This is a genomic window from Bacillus sp. SM2101 (assembly GCF_018588585.1).
GTDB lineage: Bacteria > Bacillota > Bacilli > Bacillales > SM2101 > Nanhaiella > Nanhaiella sioensis.
The window spans coordinates 16,937-40,819 of record NZ_JAEUFG010000021.1; the positions used below are offsets into that span (position 1 = coordinate 16,937).

At 34.6% G+C, this 23,883-nt stretch carries 27 protein-coding genes and 1 riboswitch; of the genes, 9 read left to right on the forward strand and 18 right to left on the reverse strand.

Going from position 1 to position 23,883, the window contains the following annotated elements:
• Positions 1–127 precede the first annotated feature (127 nt).
• Positions 128–2,023: an asparagine synthase (glutamine-hydrolyzing) gene (gene asnB / locus JM172_RS17655; RefSeq protein WP_214483703.1), complete on the reverse strand. Its 1,896-nt coding sequence runs from the start codon at positions 2,021–2,023 to the stop codon at positions 128–130.
• A 431-nt stretch (positions 2,024–2,454) separates the two neighbouring features.
• On the opposite strand from asnB, the gene JM172_RS17660 reads away from it, so the two are divergent.
• Positions 2,455–2,661: a hypothetical protein gene (locus JM172_RS17660; protein WP_214483704.1), complete on the forward strand. Its 207-nt coding sequence runs from the start codon at positions 2,455–2,457 to the stop codon at positions 2,659–2,661.
• A gap of 192 nt (positions 2,662–2,853) precedes the next feature.
• Here JM172_RS17660 and metK read toward each other — a convergent pair whose 3' ends face one another.
• On the reverse strand, positions 2,854–4,062 hold the full coding sequence (gene metK, locus JM172_RS17665) for a methionine adenosyltransferase (protein ID WP_214483705.1): 1,209 nt from the start codon (positions 4,060–4,062) through the stop codon (positions 2,854–2,856).
• Between the two features lie 164 nt (positions 4,063–4,226).
• A riboswitch (SAM riboswitch) is annotated at positions 4,227–4,372 on the reverse strand.
• Positions 4,373–4,607: 235 nt separating this feature from the next.
• Between metK and pckA the strand changes: the two genes are divergently transcribed.
• A complete protein-coding gene (pckA, locus tag JM172_RS17670) occupies positions 4,608–6,203 on the forward strand; it encodes a phosphoenolpyruvate carboxykinase (ATP) (protein ID WP_214483706.1) in 1,596 nt (531 codons plus the stop codon).
• A 237-nt stretch (positions 6,204–6,440) separates the two neighbouring features.
• On the opposite strand, the gene JM172_RS17675 is transcribed toward pckA, so the two are convergent.
• Complete coding sequence (locus JM172_RS17675) at positions 6,441–6,683, reverse strand: DUF2584 domain-containing protein (RefSeq protein ID WP_214483707.1); 243 nt, start codon at positions 6,681–6,683, stop codon at positions 6,441–6,443.
• Between the two features lie 53 nt (positions 6,684–6,736).
• Positions 6,737–7,525 (reverse strand): alpha/beta hydrolase family protein, encoded by a 789-nt coding sequence (locus JM172_RS17680; RefSeq protein WP_214483708.1) that lies wholly within the window; start codon positions 7,523–7,525, stop codon positions 6,737–6,739.
• A 389-nt stretch (positions 7,526–7,914) separates the two neighbouring features.
• On the opposite strand from JM172_RS17680, the gene JM172_RS17685 reads away from it, so the two are divergent.
• The 3 genes from JM172_RS17685 to JM172_RS17695 are packed head-to-tail and all read left to right on the forward strand — an operon-like array spanning position 7,915 to position 10,484.
• On the forward strand, positions 7,915–8,907 hold the full coding sequence (locus JM172_RS17685; RefSeq protein WP_214483709.1) for an ABC transporter substrate-binding protein: 993 nt from the start codon (positions 7,915–7,917) through the stop codon (positions 8,905–8,907).
• Between the two features lie 13 nt (positions 8,908–8,920).
• On the forward strand, positions 8,921–9,700 hold the full coding sequence (locus JM172_RS17690) for an ABC transporter ATP-binding protein (RefSeq protein ID WP_214483710.1): 780 nt from the start codon (positions 8,921–8,923) through the stop codon (positions 9,698–9,700).
• Positions 9,678–10,484, forward strand: coding sequence for an ABC transporter permease (locus JM172_RS17695; protein WP_250886743.1), 807 nt, complete (start codon positions 9,678–9,680; stop codon positions 10,482–10,484). The genes JM172_RS17690 and JM172_RS17695 overlap by 23 nt, the downstream gene beginning before the upstream one ends.
• 113 nt (positions 10,485–10,597) lie before the next feature.
• Here JM172_RS17695 and ytkD read toward each other — a convergent pair whose 3' ends face one another.
• Positions 10,598–11,074 carry an RNA deprotection pyrophosphohydrolase gene (gene ytkD, locus JM172_RS17700; protein ID WP_214483712.1) on the reverse strand — a complete coding sequence of 159 codons (477 nt, stop codon included), beginning with the start codon at positions 11,072–11,074 and terminating at the stop codon, positions 10,598–10,600.
• Between the two features lie 245 nt (positions 11,075–11,319).
• On the opposite strand from ytkD, the gene JM172_RS17705 reads away from it, so the two are divergent.
• Positions 11,320–12,123: a DUF6612 family protein gene (locus JM172_RS17705; protein WP_214483713.1), complete on the forward strand. Its 804-nt coding sequence runs from the start codon at positions 11,320–11,322 to the stop codon at positions 12,121–12,123.
• Between the two features lie 377 nt (positions 12,124–12,500).
• Here the strand turns inward: JM172_RS17705 and JM172_RS17710 are convergent, their stop codons facing one another.
• Positions 12,501–12,839: a hydrolase gene (locus tag JM172_RS17710; protein WP_214483714.1), complete on the reverse strand. Its 339-nt coding sequence runs from the start codon at positions 12,837–12,839 to the stop codon at positions 12,501–12,503.
• Positions 12,840–12,918: 79 nt separating this feature from the next.
• Positions 12,919–13,317, reverse strand: coding sequence for a phage holin family protein (locus tag JM172_RS17715; protein ID WP_214483715.1), 399 nt, complete (start codon positions 13,315–13,317; stop codon positions 12,919–12,921).
• Between the two features lie 189 nt (positions 13,318–13,506).
• Here JM172_RS17715 and JM172_RS17720 point away from each other — a divergent pair, with 189 nt between their 5' ends.
• Both JM172_RS17720 and ytzI read left to right on the forward strand, forming a co-directional pair.
• Positions 13,507–13,767 (forward strand): DUF6154 family protein, encoded by a 261-nt coding sequence (locus JM172_RS17720; protein ID WP_214483716.1) that lies wholly within the window; start codon positions 13,507–13,509, stop codon positions 13,765–13,767.
• A gap of 235 nt (positions 13,768–14,002) precedes the next feature.
• Complete coding sequence (ytzI, locus tag JM172_RS17725; RefSeq protein WP_214483717.1) at positions 14,003–14,152, forward strand: YtzI protein; 150 nt, start codon at positions 14,003–14,005, stop codon at positions 14,150–14,152.
• Between the two features lie 243 nt (positions 14,153–14,395).
• Here the strand turns inward: ytzI and JM172_RS17730 are convergent, their stop codons facing one another.
• The 3 genes from JM172_RS17730 to yidD form a co-directional block, all read right to left on the reverse strand.
• Positions 14,396–14,590: a hypothetical protein gene (locus tag JM172_RS17730; protein WP_250886744.1), complete on the reverse strand. Its 195-nt coding sequence runs from the start codon at positions 14,588–14,590 to the stop codon at positions 14,396–14,398.
• A gap of 84 nt (positions 14,591–14,674) precedes the next feature.
• Entirely contained in the window at positions 14,675–14,827 is a 153-nt protein-coding gene (locus JM172_RS17735) for a DUF1540 domain-containing protein (protein ID WP_214483718.1), read from the reverse strand.
• Positions 14,828–15,065: 238 nt separating this feature from the next.
• Positions 15,066–15,317, reverse strand: coding sequence for a membrane protein insertion efficiency factor YidD (gene yidD, locus JM172_RS17740; RefSeq protein WP_214483719.1), 252 nt, complete (start codon positions 15,315–15,317; stop codon positions 15,066–15,068).
• Positions 15,318–15,661: 344 nt separating this feature from the next.
• Here yidD and JM172_RS17745 point away from each other — a divergent pair, with 344 nt between their 5' ends.
• Positions 15,662–16,132: an S-ribosylhomocysteine lyase gene (locus JM172_RS17745; RefSeq protein WP_214483720.1), complete on the forward strand. Its 471-nt coding sequence runs from the start codon at positions 15,662–15,664 to the stop codon at positions 16,130–16,132.
• Between the two features lie 227 nt (positions 16,133–16,359).
• Here JM172_RS17745 and JM172_RS17750 read toward each other — a convergent pair whose 3' ends face one another.
• The 8 genes from JM172_RS17750 to JM172_RS17785 all read right to left on the reverse strand — a co-directional run bounded on the left by JM172_RS17750 (position 16,360) and on the right by JM172_RS17785 (position 23,849).
• Positions 16,360–17,880, reverse strand: coding sequence for a cobyric acid synthase (locus tag JM172_RS17750; protein WP_214483721.1), 1,521 nt, complete (start codon positions 17,878–17,880; stop codon positions 16,360–16,362).
• A gap of 139 nt (positions 17,881–18,019) precedes the next feature.
• On the reverse strand, positions 18,020–18,373 hold the full coding sequence (locus JM172_RS17755; RefSeq protein ID WP_214483722.1) for a YidH family protein: 354 nt from the start codon (positions 18,371–18,373) through the stop codon (positions 18,020–18,022).
• Positions 18,374–18,762: 389 nt separating this feature from the next.
• Positions 18,763–19,308 carry a carbonic anhydrase gene (locus JM172_RS17760; RefSeq protein WP_214483723.1) on the reverse strand — a complete coding sequence of 182 codons (546 nt, stop codon included), beginning with the start codon at positions 19,306–19,308 and terminating at the stop codon, positions 18,763–18,765.
• A 21-nt stretch (positions 19,309–19,329) separates the two neighbouring features.
• Positions 19,330–20,985, reverse strand: a complete 1,656-nt coding sequence (locus tag JM172_RS17765) for a SulP family inorganic anion transporter (protein WP_214483724.1) — start codon at positions 20,983–20,985, stop codon at positions 19,330–19,332.
• A gap of 444 nt (positions 20,986–21,429) precedes the next feature.
• Complete coding sequence (locus JM172_RS17770; protein ID WP_214483725.1) at positions 21,430–22,566, reverse strand: MBL fold metallo-hydrolase; 1,137 nt, start codon at positions 22,564–22,566, stop codon at positions 21,430–21,432.
• A gap of 18 nt (positions 22,567–22,584) precedes the next feature.
• On the reverse strand, positions 22,585–22,980 hold the full coding sequence (locus JM172_RS17775) for a DsrE/DsrF/DrsH-like family protein (protein WP_214483726.1): 396 nt from the start codon (positions 22,978–22,980) through the stop codon (positions 22,585–22,587).
• Positions 22,981–23,013: 33 nt separating this feature from the next.
• Positions 23,014–23,259, reverse strand: coding sequence for a glutaredoxin family protein (locus tag JM172_RS17780; protein ID WP_214483727.1), 246 nt, complete (start codon positions 23,257–23,259; stop codon positions 23,014–23,016).
• A 17-nt stretch (positions 23,260–23,276) separates the two neighbouring features.
• Positions 23,277–23,849 carry a sulfurtransferase TusA family protein gene (locus tag JM172_RS17785; RefSeq protein WP_214483728.1) on the reverse strand — a complete coding sequence of 191 codons (573 nt, stop codon included), beginning with the start codon at positions 23,847–23,849 and terminating at the stop codon, positions 23,277–23,279.
• Between the last annotated feature and the right edge of the window lie 34 nt (positions 23,850–23,883).

The window sequence follows — 23,883 nt, forward strand, 5'->3', positions numbered from 1 at the left end:
TTAAGTGCTTAGAGATTATCCCTTAACCTCGCTACACCATTCTTTTCCAAAGACAAAAAGCGCCTTCGAGTGAGTCAACTCTAGCGCTTCTCGTGAGAGTGCAATACACTTGCACTTATCTTATCGTTTAAGCTGTTTCATTTGCTCGCTCATACATTGACTCGAAATCAAATTTCTTTTCAATATACACCTGATGCCAAATCATAAATATAACAACTGTCCAAATTTTCCTACTGTAATCACCCTTATTAGCACAATGATCATCTAGTAGTGATAAAAGTACCTCTTTATTAAAGATATGATCTGTATCGCTAGTTTGAATGATCTGTTTTACCCAATCGTACATCTCATCTTTCAGCCAGTGACGAATTGGTACAGGAAAACCTAGCTTCTTTCTTTGTAGCACGTGAGCTGGTACAATTCCTTCAACAGCTTTGCGTAAAATATATTTCGTTGTATTTTGAGCTGTTTTCATTTCTGGTGAAATTTTTGAAGCCACTTTGAAAACTTCTTTATCTAAAAAGGGCACACGTAATTCAAGTGAATGAGCCATCGTCATTTTATCTGCCTTTAATAAAATATCACCACGCAACCACGTATGAATATCAATGTACTGCATTTTGTTTACAGGTTCATAGCCTTGGATATCCTCATAAAATGGTGCTGTAATTTTTCGATAGTCTAGTTGTGAATTATAGTCACGTAAAAGCTTACGTTTATCTGCTTCTTCAAACATTTTGGCATTACCAATGTACCGCTCCTCCATTGGTGTTATTCCTCGCTCAATAAAACTTTTTCCCTTCACACCATCCGGTAACATTGTAGCAATTTTAGCAAGAGCAGATTTTGCAAAGTTAGGTAAATTACTAAACATTTCAAGAGATTGCGGCTCACGATAAATGTTATACCCACCAAACAATTCATCTGCACCTTCTCCAGATAATACAACAGTAACATGTTTTCTGGCTTCTCTGGCGACAAAATATAACGGAACTGCTGCAGGGTCAGCAAGCGGATCGTCCATATGCCAAATAATTTTTGGAAGCTCTTGCATATACTCTTCTGGAGAGATAACATAGCTTATATTTTCCAAACCAAGCTTTGCAGCTGTCTCCTTCGCTACATCTATTTCACTGAAACCATCACGTTCAAAGCCTACAGAAAAAGTTTTTATATTAGGGTGAAATTCCTTTGCTATTGATGCGATAATCGAAGAATCGATTCCACCTGAAAGAAAGGATCCAACAGGCACATCACTACGCATATGTATTTTCACCGAATCGTATAATACATCACGAATTTCCTTGATGAGCTTATCCTCTGACTTATGTATCGTATGAAAACTGGCTTTCCAATATTGTGAGATATTCATAGGCTCACCAATTTTTTTTGTAAAGTAGTGCCCAGGCTCCAATTTACGAATGCCATATGACATCGTTTCAGGTTCAGGTACATATTGATACGTTAAATAGTTTTGCAATGCCTCATAGTTTATTAAGCCGTTCTTCAGCGCTGCCAAAATACTCTTTTTTTCTGATGCAAAATATGTTAAATCATCCTGCTCCATATAGAAAAACGGTTTAATTCCGAATTGATCCCGTGCCCCAAATAAAGTTTTCGTCTCTTTATCCCAAATTACGAATGCAAACATTCCTCTTAGTTTTTCTACAGCTTTTTCCTTTTCGTGGCTATAAAGAGCTAATATAACTTCTGTATCAGAGCTCGTATTAAAATGAAAGCCTTCCTTGACTAAAGATTCACGAAGCTCTACATAATTATATATTTCACCGTTAAAGATTATCCAATAACGTTCATTTTCATAAGTAAGAGGCTGATGTCCCCCTTCAAGATCAATAATACTTAAACGTCTAAAACCTAGCTGTATATGTTCATCGAAATAAAACCCTTCATCGTCTGGTCCTCTATGAGTAATAATATTATTCATATTTTCAAACAAAGCTTTGTCATTTTCGTTACGTTGATGATTTGCTGTATTGTTTACACAGCCAATGAATCCACACATTATGTAAGTCACCTACTAATTCGTATTTATATATTTAAGAATTATATCATATTTAGCTAGTGAATTGAGCAGTGTTAGTAGTATACACAATTTTCCTTTTTGTCTAATCAGAAAGGCTCTTTTCGTAAACTTGCTATGTTTACTAAATGCTTTTTTTGTAAACTCTGTTATTGGTACCAAACTAGTTCCATAAAAAGTTGTTTTATATGTTAGTCATCGTTGTACAGAAGAAAAAATGCCACGAACACTAGATATATACATCCTAAAATCCTAGAAGAAAAAACAAAAATCAATGTCAAAACAGCCAGCGACAAAAATTTAACTCTCCTATATTTCGGTTAGTATGCATTATTTTCTTTCATTTATAAAGGAATTTTTTATGAGAGTAGAGAAATAGTTTGTAAAATTCTGAAAAATCAGGAGGGTTACTTGTGGACTACCGTGAACATGAGGTACTAAAATTCATTAACGAAAATTTTCCTAACCTAGAACTTGAAATTCAGAACTTGTCTTTGTTTCCTTTTGGCAAACGAATAATAGATATTAATGGCTATGAGATATTCGTATACTACTGTCCTTTTGCAGATAGTGTTAAAACGATATTTCCTAATGTGACAGAAGTTAAGAGTCCATCTTAGTTATTACCTATAAAAAATATTGTCATTCATAGTAAGGGCATATCTCACATACAGAATATGTTGTATGTGGGATATGCCCTAGTTATTTATTGAGGTATTTTTCGTATATTTTGTAGCTATTATCTTTAAAATAGAACAGCAATAATGATTCCTTAATATGAAAAGCAACAATCAATGCGAAAACAACCTTTATTAATTACTTCGAGACAATGCTTGTTCTTTTAACACTTCTGCTTTATCAGTACGTTCCCACGTAAGATCAACATCGGTGCGTCCAAAATGACCATATGCTGCTGTTTGCTTATAAATTGGACGTCGTAAGTCAAGCATATTTATAATCCCTGCTGGACGTAAATCAAAATTATTACGAATGAGGTCAACTAACACTTTATCAGCAACCTTACCTGTTTCGAATGTATTAACTGAAATGGATACAGGTTGTGCAACCCCGATTGCATACGCTAACTGAACTTCCAACTTATCAGCTAAGCCAGCTGCCACCAAATTCTTCGCAACATAACGTGCAGCATATGCAGCTGATCGATCAACTTTTGTAGGATCCTTACCAGAGAATGCTCCCCCACCGTGACGGGCATATCCTCCATACGTATCAACAATTATTTTGCGCCCTGTTAATCCAGCGTCTCCTTGTGGGCCACCTATTACAAATCGACCTGTCGGATTTATAAAGTATTTTGTATCAGCATCAATCAATTCTTTAGGAACAACATGGTTTATAACATGCTCCTTAATATTTCGTTGAATTTGTTCTAATGTGATCTCAGGGTGATGTTGAGTAGAAATTACAATCGTATCTATGCGAACAGGTTTATCATTTTCATCATACTCAACAGTTACTTGGGTCTTACCATCAGGTCGTAAGTATGGAAGAATTTCTTCTTTTCTTACCTTTGTTAAGCGTTGTGCTAATTTATGAGCTAATGAGATTGGTAACGGCATTAATTCTTTTGTTTCATTACAAGCATATCCGAACATTAAGCCCTGGTCACCAGCTCCTATCGCATCTATCTCTTCATCTGTCATTGACCCTTCACGAGCTTCAAGTGCTTGATCGACACCCATTGCAATGTCAGGAGACTGCTCATCAATAGATGTTAATACCGCACAGGTTTCTGAATCAAAACCATATTTTGCACGTGTGTAGCCAATGCTCCGTACAGTTTCACGTACGATCTTAGGAATATCAACATACGTCGATGTAGTAATTTCCCCAGCAACCAAGGTCATCCCTGTTGTCACGGTCGTTTCACATGCAACACGGGCGTTAGGGTCATTTGTTAAGATAGCATCAAGAATGGAATCTGATATTTGGTCACAAATTTTATCAGGGTGACCTTCAGTTACAGATTCAGAAGTAAATAAGTGACGTTTTTTTGTCATAGCTTTTTCCTCCTTTATGAAGCAACCACTTCATATAGTTATATTTTGAAACGGAACTCATTCCCATATTACTTTCCAAAATTTCAAACTTTTTACTGGAAATAAATAAAACCTCTCCTACAAATCATGAGGAAAGGTTTGAGATACTCGATTCACGCCTTTCACTCTTATCGTTCAAGACAAGTGCCTTGCACCAGGTTAGCACCTTATCACATTAAGAACAAAGCAGATTATTTTCTCATAATCTGAAAATATAGTGATGGTTGCTGGGCTTCATAGGGCCTGTCCCTCCACCAGCTCGGGATAAGAGAGTATCCGTTCAACACAATATATTAACGTAGTAAACCGTTACATGTCAACATAGTTAAGAGCTGAATTGTTCATTAAATTTTCGTTATGTATCTTTTACAAAGAATGGTACGATTATGTTGAATCCAGTATAAAATAATTATAAATAGTATAGACTATTTGAGTTAATGTGTTATACTATTTTTAAGTTATGAATTGTTAACGACATTATTAAAACGTAAAGGAAGGTTTTGATCATGAATTCTGTTAGTGTATCATGCGAATTATCAAGTTTACTAGCTCGTAAAAATACATTACACAATTTATCCGTCCCTACTCTCGTTGAAAGTGTGTTAAATAGAAAAGAAGGCACTTTAACTTCTTCAGGTGCCATACTATCTACAACAGGAAAATATACTGGACGATCACCTAAAGATAAATATATTGTAGATGAACCATCTACAAAAGGTAAAATAGATTGGGGAACAGTAAATCAGCCTATTTCACAGGAATCTTTTGACAATCTCTATAATAAAGTACTCGATTATTTAGCTAACAAAGATGAAATTTATGTATTTAATGGGTTCGCAGGTGCTGATAAAAAATACCAACTTCCTATTCAAGTGATTAATGAATATGCATGGCACAATTTATTTGCACATCAGCTATTTATTCGTCCTACTGAGGAGGAATTACAATCGCATATCGCTGACTTCACTGTCATTTCTGCACCAAATTTTAAAGCAGATCCTGCAATTGATGGAACGAGATCGGAAACATTTATTATTATTTCATTTGAAAAGCGCACAGTACTTATTGGTGGAACAGAGTATGCAGGTGAGATGAAAAAATCCATATTTTCTGTTATGAACTATGTTCTCCCTGAAAAAGAGATTTTATCCATGCATTGTTCAGCCAATATTGGTCAAGAAGGAGATGTCGCTTTATTCTTCGGGTTGTCAGGAACGGGTAAAACAACCCTTTCAGCTGATGCCAACAGACGATTAATAGGGGACGATGAACATGGATGGTCAGCAAATGGAGTGTTTAATATAGAGGGCGGCTGTTACGCCAAGTGTATAAACTTATCCCGAGAGAAAGAACCACAAATTTACGATGCGATTCGATTCGGTTCAGTACTAGAAAATGTCATCGTTGATGATTGCTCAAGAAACCCTGATTATGACAATTCTTCTCTTACAGAAAACACTCGAGCTGCTTACCCTATACAGGCAATCGATAATATCATTTTTCCTAGCATTGCAAGTCATCCTAATACGATCATTTTTTTAACAGCTGATGCCTTCGGTGTTTTACCTCCTATTAGTAAACTATCGAAGGAACAAGCAATGTACCATTTTCTAAGTGGATATACGAGTAAGCTTGCTGGAACAGAACGAGGAATCACTTCTCCACAAGCTACATTTTCAACTTGCTTTGGTTCACCATTCTTACCATTGCCAGCAACTAGGTATGCAAAAATGTTAGGTGATAAGATTGATGAAAATGGTGCTCAAGTATATCTTGTGAATACAGGCTGGACTGGTGGAGAATATGGTGTAGGTAACCGAATGAAACTTGAATTTACTCGTTCAATGGTACGTTCTGCTTTAGAAGGAGAATTAACCAACGTTGAAACAATAAAAGAAGGTATATTTGGTTTAGAAATACCATTACATGTTCCTGGTGTACCTGATGATGTACTACAGCCAATAAAAACATGGGCAAACCAGCAAGAATACGTTGATAAAGCAACTGAACTAGCAGCAAAATTCCAGGAAAACTTCAAAAAGTTTAATAATATTGATGAGAAGATAGGACAATTAGGTGGACCTCCATTAACAGCTAACTAATTACTAATTACTTACTACTCTAATTACACTTTCATCATGCACGATACTTAGAATAATGATAACAATAAAGGGTCTGACCCCATCAATTGAAATGGGTCTGACCCTTTTACTCTTTACTAAGGTTAGTATTATTTTAATCATTCGACTAGGATTGCTGTATTCTTACTGCTATATGTTGTACAACAACCTCAAAATGCAAAACAGCTTTGTTTTTGCTCGATATAGTATCTCCATTCCTTAGTTTGTTGAATGTAAAGAAATCAGCCGGTAAGTGATCACAGTTTTATTATTTGCTAATTCCACCTTATCAATTACCCCTTCTCCACTTATATCTCCCCCTATAGTTCTTTTTACCTCTAATGGGATGTCGAGTGGATATAGACGGTAACCTGTTTTTTCAAGTGTGAAAATATTTTCTCCTAACCTTTTTTCTTTTCCCTTCGTAACAATCATTGTATTTAATTCAAGAGGCATACCCATTTTAAACGCTCCTTTAACATAGTTATCCTTTTATGACTATTTTATCATGGTGTTTATTGATTTTTCATCCACTCAGTAAGTCTTTTTACAATTTTTCTATTTTCAGCAGGAGGAAAGTAATGAGTATATTCGTCAAAATACCATGTAGTTACGCTTTTATTAAGCTCTTTCAGTCTATTTTCAAGTCTATATGCATGTTGAATGGTCACATTGCTATCGTTTTTACCGTGGATAATTAAAATTGGTGCATGTATTTGTTCTAGCATAAAAAGAGGTGTACGAATTTTGTATCTATCTGGATATTTATTAGGCGTTCCTCCAATAACTCTTTTCAGCATACGTCGTAAATCAATTCTTTCGTTATATGTAAGCGTCATATCAGAAACACCACCCCAAGTGACAACTGATTTTACATTGTGTTCTATAATCCCTGTGAAAAGCGCCATGACACCTCCTCGTGAAAAACCAAAAACGTGAATCCTATCTTCATGAACGCTTTCAAGCTGTTCTAGTACTCGATAACTTGCAACGGCATCGTGCCGATCATTTCCAGCAAAGTCTTCATTACCTTCTCCACCTTGATTTCCACGGTAAAAGGGCGCCATGACTACAAAACCTTCTGAAGCAAATTGGACGATGCGTCCAACTCGAACTTTACCAACATTTTTTATTCCACCTCTTAAATATAAAAAACCATCATACTTACCAACGTTTTTCGGTTCAGCTAATAATCCCTTCACTTTCAAACCTTTACTTAAATATGTTAATTCATATAAATGGATATTTGGATTAGGCGAAGGTAGCCGTTGTCTTTCAATAATATGTCCATCTCTACATTCCAAGCTGATCTCCTCCTTCTACTTAAGAATATAGCATGGCAGAGTATTTATGTTGTTTATGCTGCGATACCCACAATGAATTAATAAAGCAACAATTGTTACTAATTCTGTACAGTTAGGTAGACTTTGAGAAGCAAGATGATAACAAGAGGATGGTTGTAGAACAATTTATCTCTTAGGCCCGAAAAACAACAATCCCTGGGTAAACAATCAAAATAAATAACTAAAGTTATTATTAGCTTCTATGTTAAATTCTCTACATACTATTTTCACATGTCAACAACTACATTCAAACAGTGTAAGTATTGAAGTGACATTCATAGGCGTTCACCTTTTCGAATGGTGCTTCATAAACTATCTTAGCTTAGAAAAGTATATAGGAGGAACTGGCGATGAAGAAAAAAATAAGCTTTATATTTCTTGTAGCATTTCTAATCTTCATACCATTGTCTGGGTGTAATGAACAACAAATACAAAAATTACGTGTTGCTGAAGTAACCCATTCAATATTTTATGCTCCACAGTATGTCGCATTTTCTGAAGGGTTCTTTGAAAAGGAAGGGCTGGAGGTAGAGTTGACAACGACATGGGGCGGCGATAAAACGATGACTACTTTACTATCTGACGGTGCAGATATTGCATTAGTTGGCTCAGAAACGACAATATACGTCCATGCTCAAGATGCTAATGATCCAGTAATAAATTTTGCTCAACTAACTCAAACGGATGGGACTTTTTTAGTTTCACGCAAAAACATCGATAACTTTTCCTGGGATCAACTGAAAGGAAGTACTTTCCTCGGTCAACGCAAAGGTGGCATGCCTCAAATGGTTGGAGAGTTCGTGTTGAAGAAACAAGGTATTGATCCACACAAAGATTTAGATTTAATTCAAAATATTGAATTTGCTAACATTGCAAGCGCATTTGCAGCTGGAACAGGAGATTATGTGCAGCTTTTTGAACCAACAGCAAGTATATTTGAACAAGAAGGAACAGGATATATTATTGCATCATTTGGCAAGGAGTCTGGATATGTCCCATATACTACTTTTATGGCAAAAAACAGCTTTATGGAAGAGAATAGTGAAGCAATAGAAAAATTTACTCGAGCGATATATCAAGCACAACAATGGGTTAACTCTCATGATGCAGCAGAAATTGCTCAATCAATTCATAGCTTTTTTGAGGATACATCAATAGAATTAATTGAAACAGTAGTTGATCGATACAAAAGTCAAGGCTCATATGCAACCAATCCAATCTTAGATGCAACTGAATGGAATAACCTTCAGGACATAATGGACGAAGCTGGTGAACTACCTTTACGAGTAGATCATGAAACATTAGTCAACACTGATATTGCCGAAAAGGTGATGTCCAAATAAGAGGTGATGATTCATGAGTTTTTTATTAATCAACAATATTCATCACACATACTTTTCTAAATCATCAGCAACCACCGCACTCGAGAATATTAACCTAGCAATTAACGAAGGGGAATTTATTTCATTTATTGGACCAAGTGGCTGTGGGAAGACAACGCTACTTTCCATTATTGCTGGACTTTTACAGCCTACTAAAGGTGATGTTCTTCTAAAAGACACAAAAGTGACAGCAGCTGCCCACACTATCGGCTACATGCTCCAGCAAGATTATTTATTTCCTTGGAGAACGATTGAAGAAAATATTTTATTAGGATTAAAACTCAATCATAAGTTATGTGACAGAACAAAAGAGAAAGCTATTCAACTATTACAAGAAATCGGGTTAGAGGGAACCGAAAAGCTGTACCCAAGGCAGCTCTCTGGGGGGATGCGTCAAAGAGCAGCGCTAGTGAGAACTTTAGTTACTGACCCACAAATTTTTTTACTAGATGAACCTTTTTCTGCACTTGACTTTCAAACGAAACTTAAATTAGAAGATCTCGTATCAAACACTTTAAAGGAATACAAAAAAACTACCCTACTTGTAACACATGATATTGGAGAAGCAATTGCAATGAGCGACCGCATTATATTACTGAATGCAAATCCAGGTAGAATATCCGAAACATTCGTTATTCCAAACACATTAAGTAAACTACCTCCATTTAATGCAAGGCAACACCCCATATATGCTGATCTTTTCCAGAAGGTTTGGAAGGAGTTGGATAAACTTGACATCTCAAACAAAATATAGCGACCTTCATGCCCAATACTTGTATCAGCTAAAAAAAGAAAAACGCGTAGTAAGAATTTATCAACTGCTCATTTTTATTGTATTTTTTTCAAGTTGGGAAATAGCTAGCTACTTTAAGTTGATAGATCCACTATTATTCAGTTCTCCTTCAAAAATCACAAAATTATTAATTGAAAAAGTAGCAGATGGCTCGCTATTTGTTCATATAGGTGTCACATTATTCGAAACCGTGCTTGGCTTTATTTTAGGCACCTTATTAGGAACCATCTTGGCTGCACTCTTATGGTGGTCACCACGCCTTTCCAACATACTAGACCCTTACCTTGTTATTTTAAATGCGATGCCAAAGGTTGCACTAGGACCTATATTAATCGTTGCCTTAGGACCTGGATTTACTTCCATTATCGCTATGGGAACTATCATATCAGTAATTATTACAACGATTGTTGTTTATACCTCTTTTAAAGAGTTAGATCCAAATTATTTAAAAGTATTACACTCATTTGGAGCTTCCAAAAGACAATCATTTTTTGAAGCAGTACTTCCTTCTTCATTTCCAACGATTATTTCGACACTTAAAGTCAATGTAGGACTTTCATGGGTTGGTGTAATCGTAGGGGAATTTTTAGTATCTGGTAAAGGACTTGGGTACATGATTATTTATGGTTTTCAAGTATTTAACTTCACACTCGTTCTCCTAAGTTTATTAATTATTGCAGTTTTTGCTACAATTATGTACCATGGCGTTGAATACCTAGAAAGAAAACTGATCAAAGATGTTTAAATGGAGCTAAAGGGTAAAAGAAATGTGCAACAGCCTTCCTAATCGAAAGCTAAAGACATTTAAAGCTCGCACAAGGACCTGAAGATATATAGACCTTGTTGCGAGCTTATTGGTTATTCATTAATTAATTCTCTTATTCGTTTAAGACTATTTTGTAGTACCCCATCCTTCATGATAAAGCTATAAGAATCATTATAAGCAATATTATCAGGGAGATGATCGAGTAACACAGGCCCCTTTGTTTCGTAGTATGTTGGTTGTTCCTCAATTGAATTGATATTTGCAAAATAGATATTTTTTATAATCTTCTTCTCTTTTCCCATCACCATATATTGACCGATATACCGAAGATCAATAATGTTACCACCTGTTTCCTCCTTCACTTCACGAATTGCCGCTTGTTCTGGAGTTTCTCCTTCTTCGACATTACCTCCAGGAAATTCTAGACCTCGTGTAGCATGATTTGTTACAAGCCATTGTTTGTAAAACCTACATATGACCCATACATGCTTAGGAGATAAAGAAAATGGATGATAGTCAAATGAGAGGTAAACATCATTAAAATAATAGTCCTTAAATTGTATTTCCATTGTACTTCTCCGCTCCAACTGTTTAATTATAAAAATATTAACATAATTTATTAAATTTATCATGACTAGTAAGATTTGTAAATTTTTATTTTCAATTAAAAGTACACTTGTTATAATACATATTGAGGAACGAATCAAACAAATCTCACAGATTTATCTACTAATATATATTAAAAATAAGGTTTGTGAAACTTCCTTTATGTTAAATCGTATACATAGTATACACTTTATAAGGAGGAACGATATTGAAAAAGCTAATAACTACTATGTTTGCTGTATCTTTTATATTACTACTCGCAGCTTGTTCTTCATCAGATGCTGATGTAAATGATTTGTTTAACAAATCAATGGAAGCTGCTAAAGATCTAAATAGTTTTTCAGTTGATATGGTAATGGATCAAACAATTGAAGTGGGAACAGAGAGTATGCCCCAAAACATGGAAATTTATTTAGATATGGTGCAAGAACCACTAACGATGTATCAACAGATGTCTATATCTATGGGCGATATGATGAATATAGATACAGAATCATATTTTACTGATGAAGGATTTTTCATGTATGATTCAATGAGTAACATGTGGCAAAAACTTCCTAGTGAGCAATTTGAAAACATTATGCAAATGGCTGATAATCAACAATCACCTATCAATTCTCTGAAGCAAATGGAAAAGTTTGTTGATGATTTTGAACTTATCGAAGAAGATAGCCAATACATTTTTAAACTTTCTTCTACAGATGAAAAAATGAAAGATTTAATTACTTCAATGATTCCACAGGATCAACTTGCTGGTGCTGGAATGGCAGACGATATAGACCAATTAATGGAGAATATGACTATCTCAACGTTAGAATATGAGATAACTATTGATAAAGAGACTTACTATCCAAAAAATATTTCAATGATTATGGACTCAACGATGACAATGGAGGGAGAGACTGTCGGATTCTACCAAGAAATGACAGGTGAATACTCTAACTTTAATGAAGTCAATGAAATTTCTGTTCCTGAAGAAGTTATAAACACAGCAACTGAAAGTCCTTTTTAATCATATTGAGGTCACTCATAATTAAGAGTGACCTTTCTCCATAAAGTGTTCCAAGGCACCTTCACCTCTTCTAACAAAGCACCGAGAAACTGCTTTAGGCTCCTTTCGTTAACTTTGTTACTATTTTTTTCTAAAACTGGACAGTATGATGGTCTTATGAAAACTCGATAATTTTAGTAGTAGAAAAGATGACACGAACGCTAGGAACGAAAATCAACAATTAATCGAAAACAGTCTTTAATTTAGAAAAAATTAAACAATTTTATAGAAAGAACCTATCTTAAAGTTTGTCGTTCCAAACCCACCTATTGTACTATGAATTTCAGTGCACTTCTCCACAGCTTTACTCACGACATAAACTATACAAGTAATACATTTTATGTTTTTTCATTGAAAAATACATCATGTAACAGTCCTTGCTCTTCAATAAATTCTCTAGTTTTTTTATCCCCTAATTGGTAAATTAATTGAAGTATTTTTTCGAGCGTTTCATCATAGGCGTCATTTTGTTTATCATCATGATATTGAATATACGGGATGTGTGCCCTGAAAAAATTTTGCCATTCTGTTGAATAATTTTGGTCAAAATATTCACGTAATGTTGTAATTTCTTCATCTGTTGCAAATACTTTATAATTCCAAGGAGATGCTGTACTTAATCTAGAAATTTCTCCACTTCCTAAAGAGATATAATAAGCTTCCTTCTCTTTACTCATAATTATTCAACTCCTATATTTGCTTAAATATAGGTTTTTCTATCAAGAGTAAAATATACACATAATATATCTCTCTTGCTTACTGATTATTGCGATCTCTTAACAATTTAATCGCTCGAGTAAGAACTTTTGGAACAGGTACTCCAGCCCTTCCTGCATTTTCAATAATCGATAGCAATTCATTAGAAAGATAAAAAAAGATTGTGGTATCACGTAAAAAATGATATTCTCCTAGAATGAGGTCTATTAAATGAGCAATTGCAACTAATGCAAATATAAATATCTTTTGCATAATTCCTTTAAACCCTATTCTGCTGGACAAAGACCCCTCTATAGTTGCAGATATCATTCCGGTCACATAATCAATGATTACAAATACGAGTAAAATTACCATTAATTTGTCCCAACCACCGAATAGGAATGTCACTGTGGAACATAAAAATGAAAAAGCCACGATAAAAATATATTTTTCCAACATTACCATCCTTTCTTTGGATATCTGGTTAACAAGTGAAATTAAGCTTTTCCCTTACTTCAAGTTATGAGAAACTTAACATATTGATTGAGTGAATGCCTTATAAAGTGGACATTGTAACCTAATTATTATGAATTTATTTTGTTTGACAGTCATAGACTATAGGATAATCAATATATTGGAGTGAGAAGAATGAAGTTAGTCGATGAACTTTATGATATGTATCGTCATAAATTAACAGGTGACGAAGAAGATGCTGAAATTCTTACATTGGCGCTACTAGAACAATTAGATCGAAATGATATCTTGTCAATGGTTGAGGAACTAAGTGATTATGAATTAGTTGGTTTAGTTAGCTTATATATCACTGAAAAGCTAAAGGGGAAAATAGCGCGAGATGGAGTAGGCAATAATAGACGATCATCCATTTCTGAATTACGAAATCTTCATTGATTTTCTCTCCTTCATTTCATAAGACTCTTTTCGTAAACTTTGTTGTAGCAGTTCCTAAACTAGAAGATATAGATGCCAGTTTACTCAACAGTCATCGTTGTAAGAGAAAACGACACGAAATCTAGGTGTATACGTATTTATTTTATTTATACGAAAAACAAACAAACTATGCGAAAATAGCCTTTTATAAACAACATATTCGGTCATTATGAGTATTCATGAAGGAGGGTAAATTTTGCTTGCTGTTTTAATAATACCAATTATTATCGTCCTTGGTGTTCTTTTTATAACCTTAATGACAACCTCAAAAGCATATCAATATGAGCATACAGTTGACGATTTACAAGAAAACCCCAATATCAAAACCGAAGATAAAACATCTTAACTAACAACTGCTATATTTACTTAAATTACAAATCATTGTGTACAAGCCAAAAACTGATCTTACTATTCATTATTGTTATCGATGAAACAGTTGACAGTTTAGTAACTAAATTGCAAAAAACCCACCTTGGAAGAGGTGGGGCCAGTACAATAAAACATTACCATAAATTTTTCGTTTCGTGGAGAGAATAAAAGACCCTCCTTTAATATTAAGTTATGTTAAACTTATCACGATATGTAAACCTCACTCCATTAACCCTAGTTCAACTGCACGATGAGCGATTAAATCATCTACATCGCTTGGTAGACCGTCCAAAGATCCAAATTCATGTTCCCAAATGTTAGCAAATGAATCAACACACGATGGAAATGTTAATTGATTAGCATACTTAGCTTCTTCTTTAAACGCCGTAATTAGACTTTCTTGATTCATAACCATCATTTATCTCTCCTTAGTGAATAAATAAATAGGGCAGACCCGATGAAGAGCCTGCGCCATGCTTATTTTCCTTATGAAAAATAATTAACTTGGTGTGAATGTTCTACAGTCTGTCTCTTCTGTGCTATTTGCAGAAGTACCACTGTGGCTAATTACATATATTTCCTGCGCATTGCATTGGTTTCCCTGTTTCCAATAATGACAATTATTTACCTCACATAAAACATCTTTTGCCATAATTCCTTACCCCCTAAAAAAATGATACATAATATATCATTTGTTTTTAGGAATTTTTCATACCATGTAATAATTGTAAAATTACCCCTATTCACTTTAAATTCATTTGCATCAATTAATTGGATTTCTTTTTTCTAAACAAACAGAAGCTGTTTAATAGCCAATAACGAAAGTTATTGTCCATGTATTTTTAGTATACAAAACAACATTCTTTGCAAAAACAGTGTCGGTAAGTATCCTACTTGTCAATTTTTGATGGATGCATTGATGAATTTTTTTCTGGTACTGGATCAAAGCCACCCGGATGAAAAGGATGACATTTTACAATGCGTCTCATTGTTAACCAGCCACCCTTTAGCGGTCCAAAGCGCTTAATAGCTTCAAGTCCATAGTGAGAACAAGTTGGATAAAAACGACATGTTGGTGGTTTTAAAGGCGATATAACAAGTTGATAAAAACGAATAAATCCAATAAATATTTTTTTAAGCAAAGTGACTCACCCTAACTTTATAATACCTTTAATAAAGATCATTTCGTAAACTTGTGACTTTTCTTTACTTTACATATGAGTAACTGAAGTGTATTATATGGTTTTTATAGTCTTTGGAGAAGAAAAGATGCCCCAAAAGTTAGTTGTATACGTGTTTAGCTCTTTTTACGAACAAGCAACAATGAATGCGAAAACAGCCTTAATAAATGATATACTATTTTTAGCTGTATAGAAAATATTATGTTTATCGAGACTCATTCCACAATCATCATTAGTGAAAATTTGTGCTTGGACATGTATAATAAAAAAAGAAAAAATGACAATTTATATAGGAGTGGTCATCCATGCCATCTGTTGAAAGTTTTGAATTAGATCATTGTATTGTAAAAGCGCCTTTTGTAAGACATTGTGGCGTTCACAAAGTAGGAAGCGACGGTATAGTCAATAAATTTGATATTCGCTTTTGTCAGCCAAATAAACAGGCGATGAACCCTAACGCCATTCATACACTTGAACATTTATTAGCTTTTAATATTCGTAAATATGCTGAAAGATACAACCACTTTGATATCATTGATGTGTCTCCTATGGGATGTCAAACTGGCTTCTATCTAGTTGTCAGTGGAGAACCATCTGTAAGTGAAATCATTGATTTATTAGAAGATACATTTAAAGAGGCTGTAGAAATTACTGAAATTCCAGCTGCGAACGAAAAACAATGTGGTCAAGCGAAGCTACATGACCTTGAAGGTGCTAAACGCCTTATGCGTTTTTGGTTAGAACAAACCAAGGAAGACCTTCACCAAGTATTTTAACATGTTCTTCTGAAAGACTGTATGCTATTTTCACTGAAAACTCAGCTGGATAAAATCGACGTGCTTATAAAAGAGACAACATCGCACAAACTGTATATACAGTTTTTTCTTAGTATGATAATTATCAATCTATTCCACAAAACCAAATCTAACAAAGGGCAGACCTCACTTCATATAGTATAAATAAGTACTATATGTTGTGGGGTCTGACCCGTATAAAAGACAAATCACTTCATTCCACTAAAGTTGTTACTGAACTTTTTCATTTCTGTTTGAATAGTGTCAAGATCAAGATGTTGTTCTACGATTTCAGCTAATTTTTCAAAGCTTTCCTCCCTTAATCCATTAAATGATGGACGCAAATTAATCGGCGACAAACCTTTCTTAACTCTAAGGTGATTCAACAGCTTTGTTCGAAATAAATCATTATGCATAATACCATGAAAATATGTGCCGATGACATCATACTTGCCTTTTACACATCCATCTGTATGTTTGCCTGTAATAACAAAAGGATTACATTGGTTAAGCTTGCTAGTCACTCCCATATGTATTTCATAGCCTGTTACAAATACTTGCTCATCTTCAAATTCCACATAACCCTCAGAAAGTGTCGTCTTCTTTTCCTTTGTAATTGTCGTTTGAATAGGTAAAATACCTAGCCCATGACAACTAACTTGTGATGTTTCAATTAAAAATGGATCTTCAATCATTTCACCTAGCATTTGATAACCACCGCAAATGCCAAAAATAAGCGTATTTTGTTCTTGATGAAGGGACTGAATCCCCTCTGTCAATCCGCTATTATGCAAAAATGTACAATCATCAATTGTATTTTTACTTCCAGGTAAAATAACTAAATCTGGCTTGCCCAACTCCTCTATGTTTGAGACAAACCTCACATGGCAATCTTCTTCTATATGAAATGGATCTATATCTGTAAAATTTGAGATAAATGGATACCTTATGACAGCAATATCAATATCTTTCACACCATTTTGAGACTTATTGTATGTATCTAAAACAACAGAATCTTCGGCATCTATATGAAGGTTAGGAATAAACGGGATCACACCTAATACTTTTTTACCCGTATAACCTTCGAACCATGTTAACCCTGATGTTAATAAGTTTATATCTCCACGAAACTTATTAATTATTACACCTACCACTCTGTCACGCTCTTCTTGTGTAAGTAACTGTAATGTACCAACTAAGCTTGCAAATACCCCTCCTTTGTCAATATCCCCAACCAAGATTACAGGAGCGTTAGCCATTTTGGCTACCCGCATATTAACAAGCTCTCGGTCATTTAAATTTATTTCTGCTGGGCTTCCTGCTCCCTCAATCACGATGCGGTCATATTTTTCAGCAAGCCTCTGATATGAATCAGTAATAATCTGTAAGCCTTGTTCAAAGAAATCTTGCCGATACTCGCTAGCCTTCATATTTTTCATAGGCTTACCGTGCACAACAATTTGAGATTGGCTATCTCCAGTAGGTTTAATTAATATGGGATTCATATCTGTTGTTGGTAGAACACGAGCAGCTTCAGCTTGAACGCCTTGTGCTCTCCCTATTTCTTTACCATCTTGTGTAATATAGGAGTTCAAAGCCATATTTTGTGATTTAAAGGGTGCTGTTTTATATCCAGCATTAGCAAATATCCGACAAAATGCTGTCGCAATTACGCTTTTTCCACTATCTGAATGTGTACCCTGAATCATAATTGGAAATCCTTTTTCCACTGTTATCCCCTCAATTTAATAGATTATTATCATGTTAGATCATATAAAATGTTGTGTTCTTAAACAAAACAAACTCAATATTTTGTGAATTTGAGAAAAATTTGTTTCAATGTTTATATCAAAACCCGAGAGTTTGTGATTACAACAAGAAATAAATTGTAAAAATTATAATGATGACAATAAAGAATGAAGATAAAAAGAAAATGAATAACTTTGGTGATTGAAATGTCCCTTCATTTATATCATGTTGTTTTTGTAAATAGTTCTTTGTAGAAAAAATGATTGTGGCTATCCCCAATATTACAGATAGAATTTCAACAATATTCGCAATAAAACTCACAGACTTTGTCATAGTTCGTGGAAACGTAAAATGTAAATTTGCAATGAGAAAACCCACTCCAATAATAGCTATTGCAGTTCTAATCCAAGCTAAATACGTTCTTTCATTAGCTAAATGTTGTTGTATATATTTTGAATCAGTCGTTTCCTTCATAAAATTCACCTTCTTAAATTATGGCTATTTTCACATCGTTTGTTACTTTTCGTTCTAAAAAATAAATACGTTTAAACCCAGCGGTCGTGACATCTTTTCTTATGTTATATGACGTCAATTGCATCAATTTATTTGTTGCTGTCCTAAAATAGTCTCAATGCCAACATTGTTTACGAAAGACTGTTTTCGCAGCGTTTGTTGCTTTTCCCTCTAAGAATTAAAATACGCTTTAGCCAAGCGGTCGTGGCATCTTTGCTATGTTATAGGACGCCAATTCCATCAATTTATTTGATACTGGCCTAAAATAGTCTCAATGCCAACATTGTTTACGAAAAGAGCTTAAATGAAAAAATGAGACGTTTGTGTTATCAAAAGTCCCATTTTTAAAGTTAATTCTCTAACTGCTCTAGTCTTCCAGAATCTAAATGAAATAAAAAGCCTAAGATTTGTATCCCTTCACCATACTTTTTATAGACTGGATGACTTTTTAGCTTTTCAATTTGCTTTATAACATTGACTCTAGACATATCGTCTAAGGATAAACTCTCTGATCGGTCTTCTAACGGTAAGTTTTCCTTAATACTATTAAGCCAGTATTGGAGCTCTGGTTCTTGATTATTATTACATGCAGCTGCAACACCACCACAATTTGTATGACCCTCAATAATTATTTTTTTTACTTTCAGATGATGAAGAGCATAGTATAAACTCGCCGAAAAACTCTCATCGTCTTTATTTACTTGATTGGCAATATTACGATGAACAAACATTGTACCCAATGGCATTTGGCTTATCACTGAAGGACTGACTCTTGAATCGCAACAACTTAACACGAAATATTCAGGGCTTTGTCCTTTTGAAAGCTCTGAGAAATATAGTTTATTTTCAGATAAAGTTTCCTTAACAAATAGTTCATTTTGTTTTTGAATGTCCATTATAAGCCTCCTGTAATGGTCTTATTGCAGATCTAACGCATGCTGTAAGGAAAGATAATTAATATTGTTCCCATATTTGCTCTCCCAATCTGCTCGTTTCACTAAATCTTTTACTGGACCCTTCATGCCAGCAATTAATATTTCTATATTCGCTTGCTTGTAGTCGTCAATGATCTTTTCAAGCTCATCGATTGAAACCGCATCTATCGCATTGACACTTGAAAAGTCTAAGACGATCTTTGTTGTAGTAGGATGGTCTGCAATTTCTTTTCTTAGTTGTTCTTCGAAGAAACCCATATTTGCAAAATATAATGAAGCATCTATCCGAAAAATAATGGTGTCTTTAAACGTTTTTGCGTTTTTATACCGTTTAATATTTCGGAACACATTTTCTTGTTCAATATACCCTAATTGTGCAACATGAGGATATGCGCTTCTCCAAATAAACACAAGTAGTGAAAAAGCAATACCAATTAAAATACCTTCTTCGATACTTGTAACTAATGTAGCTATAAAGGATACGATAAGTGTCCAACCGTCTACCTTTTTTATTTTAAACAAATGCACTGCTTCTTTCACATCAATTAAGCCAAAGACAGCTACCATAATAATCGCCGCTAACACGACGTTAGGCAAATAGTAAAATAATGGTGTAAAAAATAACAATGAGATAATAATTAAAACCGCGGTAATGATTGAAGCTAATCCAGTTTTAGCACCTGCTTGATAGTTAACTGCTGATCTCGAAAATCCACCCGTCACTGGGTATGCTGAAAAGAAAGAACCGACAATATTGGCTAGTCCTAAACCTGATAATTCTTGATTGGAGTTTATTTTATCATTTTCCTTCGCTGCAATTGCTTTTGCAACTGCAATTGATTCCATAAAACCAACAAATGAAATAGTCAAAGCAATCGGAAGCAAGCTTGTGATCGAGCTGATGTCAAATGCAGGTAATGATATTGATGGTATCCCTCTAGGGACTTCTCCAACAATACTTACACCTAACTCTTGAAGGTTTAAAAAGTATACAAGTAATGATCCACCGACTACAACAATTAATGCTGCAGGGAAACGGGGATAGTTTTTCTTAAAGTAAAGTAAAATCGCAATGCTTAATGCCCCTATTGATAAAGTGATAAAATTGACATTTCCAATTTGAACAATTGCACCATATAATACTTCGAATACACTTCCCCTTGCGATATCAACTCCTAATAAATGCTTTAGCTGACTTAAACCTATAATTAGTGCTGCTGCAGATGTAAATCCACTAATAACTGCATGTGACAAAAAGTTAACGATGAACCCGAGTCGAAATATACCCATTCCGAACTGAATCACCCCAACCATGAGTGAGAGCAATAATGCATAAGACAAGTATTCACTTGAGCCAGGTTCAGCCAATGTTGATACACCTGAAAATACAAGTAAAGACACCATTGCTACAGGACCTACTGCTAATTGTTTTGAAGAACCAAATAAAGCATAAATGATTAAGGGGATAGTGGAGGCGTAAAGTCCTATCACAGGAGGTAAACCCGCGAGCATTGCATAGGCCATTCCTTGAGGAATTAACATGATAGCAACGATAAGACCAGCAGATAAATCTCCCTTAAGATATGACCCTTTATAACTCTTCATCCAATCAACAGCAGGGATAAGGTTCTTTAACATCTTTAATCATTCCTTCATTTTATCATAATTATTGTATAAAATGTTTAATTTGGGTGTAACAAAAGGGTGTTTAGGACAATGTCACTTACATGAACATTGTCCAAAAAATTTATCTTATTATAAATTCTCTTTTGTTAATTCTGGTGCTATTTAAAACTGAATTACAACAGTAAAAGGGGCGCTTTATCCCCTTGAAAAAGAAAAATTGCCTCGTACTCTCTTTGTATGTGTATTTCGAAAAGGCTATTTTCGCTATAATTGATAGTTTACGTAATATAAACTAAACACGAATATATCTAACCTTCTAGGCACCTTTCCACCTCAAAATGTGATAAGAATCATATAATACACATCGGTGGCTCTAATTTAAGTGATATAAGCAACAAAGTTTAAGAAAAGATCCTTCGAAAACCAACTGTCCATACAAAAACAGCCTTTTATTACTTATGAATGTGTATGATGAACTGCACAGCGATTAGGTCCAATTTCTAATTCTTGTTGCTTCTCTACTGACGCATTCTCAACCCCACGGTTAATCGCTATGATTTCTTCAAAGTTTGGTGGAGTTTCTGTACTTGCTGACTGTGCTACAAATTCAACAAATTCATCTTCTCTTTGGTTTAACATCACTTCATTTTGCTCACGAATGGTTCCTAATTTCTCACCAATATAACCTTGTTGATTGACTTCATCATCAAAGTCAGCATAATGAGCTGGTAGTACAATTACATCATCAGCAATTTTAGCTACTTTATCGTATACAGTGGTATATAAGTCCTTTGCCCATTCTCTTACCTTACCACCTAAATCTGGTCGTCCTAATCCACTTACAAAAATTGTATCTCCTGAAAAGAGTAGCTTGTCATTTACAAAGAAAGAAACACTCCCTGGGGTATGTCCAGGCGTTTTAATAGCAATGACTTCAAGAGTAACCTTTTCAAACTCAATTTTTTCATGCTCCTCAAACGGTTCATGATTGAACACTGCGCCTTCACTTTTCATGACATAATATTTAGCGCCTGTTTCTACTGCAAGTTGACGCCCACCCGATATATGGTCAGCATGGAGGTGAGAGTCAACAACATGGGTAATTGTAGCCCCTTCATCATCCGCTATTTCTTTATAAATATTAGTAAAACGTGCGGGATCTACGATTAATACTTCTTCGCCAGAAACGATCATATATGATAGGCACCCTTTACCAACTCTAATAAATTGATATACTTTCATATCTTTATCACGATAAACTTCTGTTTTATACAAATATTCACTCCACGACTTCATACCACCTTTTAAATAAGAGGCAGCTAACCTTTCCTCACTGAGCATTTCAGCTACCATTTTCGAAGATCCCTCTTTGGCACAAACAACAAGTATTTCTGTATCTTTTGGTAATTGCTTAATAATATCTTCAACACCATCTAACAGTTCAAAATAAGGTATGTTTAAATGGTCAATATTCACCCCTTCAATTTTCCAATCTTTAAAGTCGCTCTCATTTCGCACGTCAAGAATAAATACTTGTTCTCGTTCAAGAATATTCTCTAATATTTCAGCGCTTGTAATTTCTCTTACACTCATGTATTTTCCCTTCTTTCATTAAAATGTTAGTGAAACATTTGCATCCTTAGCAAAATCTAAAAACGTCACCGCACCGCCGACATCAATACCTTCAACAAAATCCTCTTTTTGTAATTGCATAACATCCATTGTCATTTGACATGCAATCATTTTCACGCCTAAATCTTTTGCCATTTGAACTAACTCTGCAATCGGTGGTACTTTAGCAGCCGTAAAACCTTCTTCAAAATGCTCCTTGCCTTGTGGAAGCGGGAGGTTCTTATGTGCTTCCTTATGAATCAGGTTAAGTCCTTCAAAGGTGAAGAAAATACCAACCTCTGCGTCAGTTGCAGCTGAAGCAGTGGCTATATTAAACACTTTATAAGCATCAAATAATCCTCCATTGGATGCGATGATTGCTACTTTGTTTGACATCTTTTTTTCCTCCGTATCATTTTTTGAATTTTTTTAATTGTTTATTAAAGGCTCTACCAATTCCATCAACTTGTTCGGATCGTATCCTAATACCCATTTTCCATTTACTTCTGTTTGAGGAACACCCATATGACCAGTTGCGGCAAGAATTTTTTCTACAGCTTGCTGATTACTCTCAAGGTTAACCTCTTTATAGGGAATTCCTTTATAGGCTAAAAAATTTTTCATTTTAGTACAATAAGGACATGTAGACGTCGTATAGACAGTTACATTTGCCATGACCAATCCCCCTTTCATTAAATTAATTTAGTAGTTTCACCTTTCCAAGTACTCATACCAGGGATGACATTAGTAACTTTTTTAAATCCTTTTTTTGTTAATTGCTGTGCTGCTAAATCACTCCTACTACCAGTTCGACATATTACATAAATATCATCATCTTCATTTACTTCATGGATGCGGCTTGCTAATTCACCAAACGGAATTGATACTGAACCTGGAATATGATTAAAGACAAATTCAGATGGTTCTCTTACGTCTAGGATTACAATATCCTCATCTGTATTTATTTTTGTTAATAACTGTTCATTGTTTATTACAATGGGATGTTTTGTTTCAGCTAATTCTTCATCAGCTGATTTACGTAAATAGTGTCTTATGATGGCACCTTCTTCTATCGTTCCTAAATATTGATTTCCTGTATTTTCTGACCAAGCCTTAAGGTCTGCTGTAGAGCCTTTATCTGTGGCTTGAATTTCTAGTACTTGACCTGGCCGTATGTCATTCATAGCTTTTTTTGTTTTCACGATAGGCATTGGACATGATAAATTTTTTGCATCTAAAACATGATCTGTTTTAATCGAGTTCACTTGAAATACCTCCAAAATAATAATTTCTGAATCA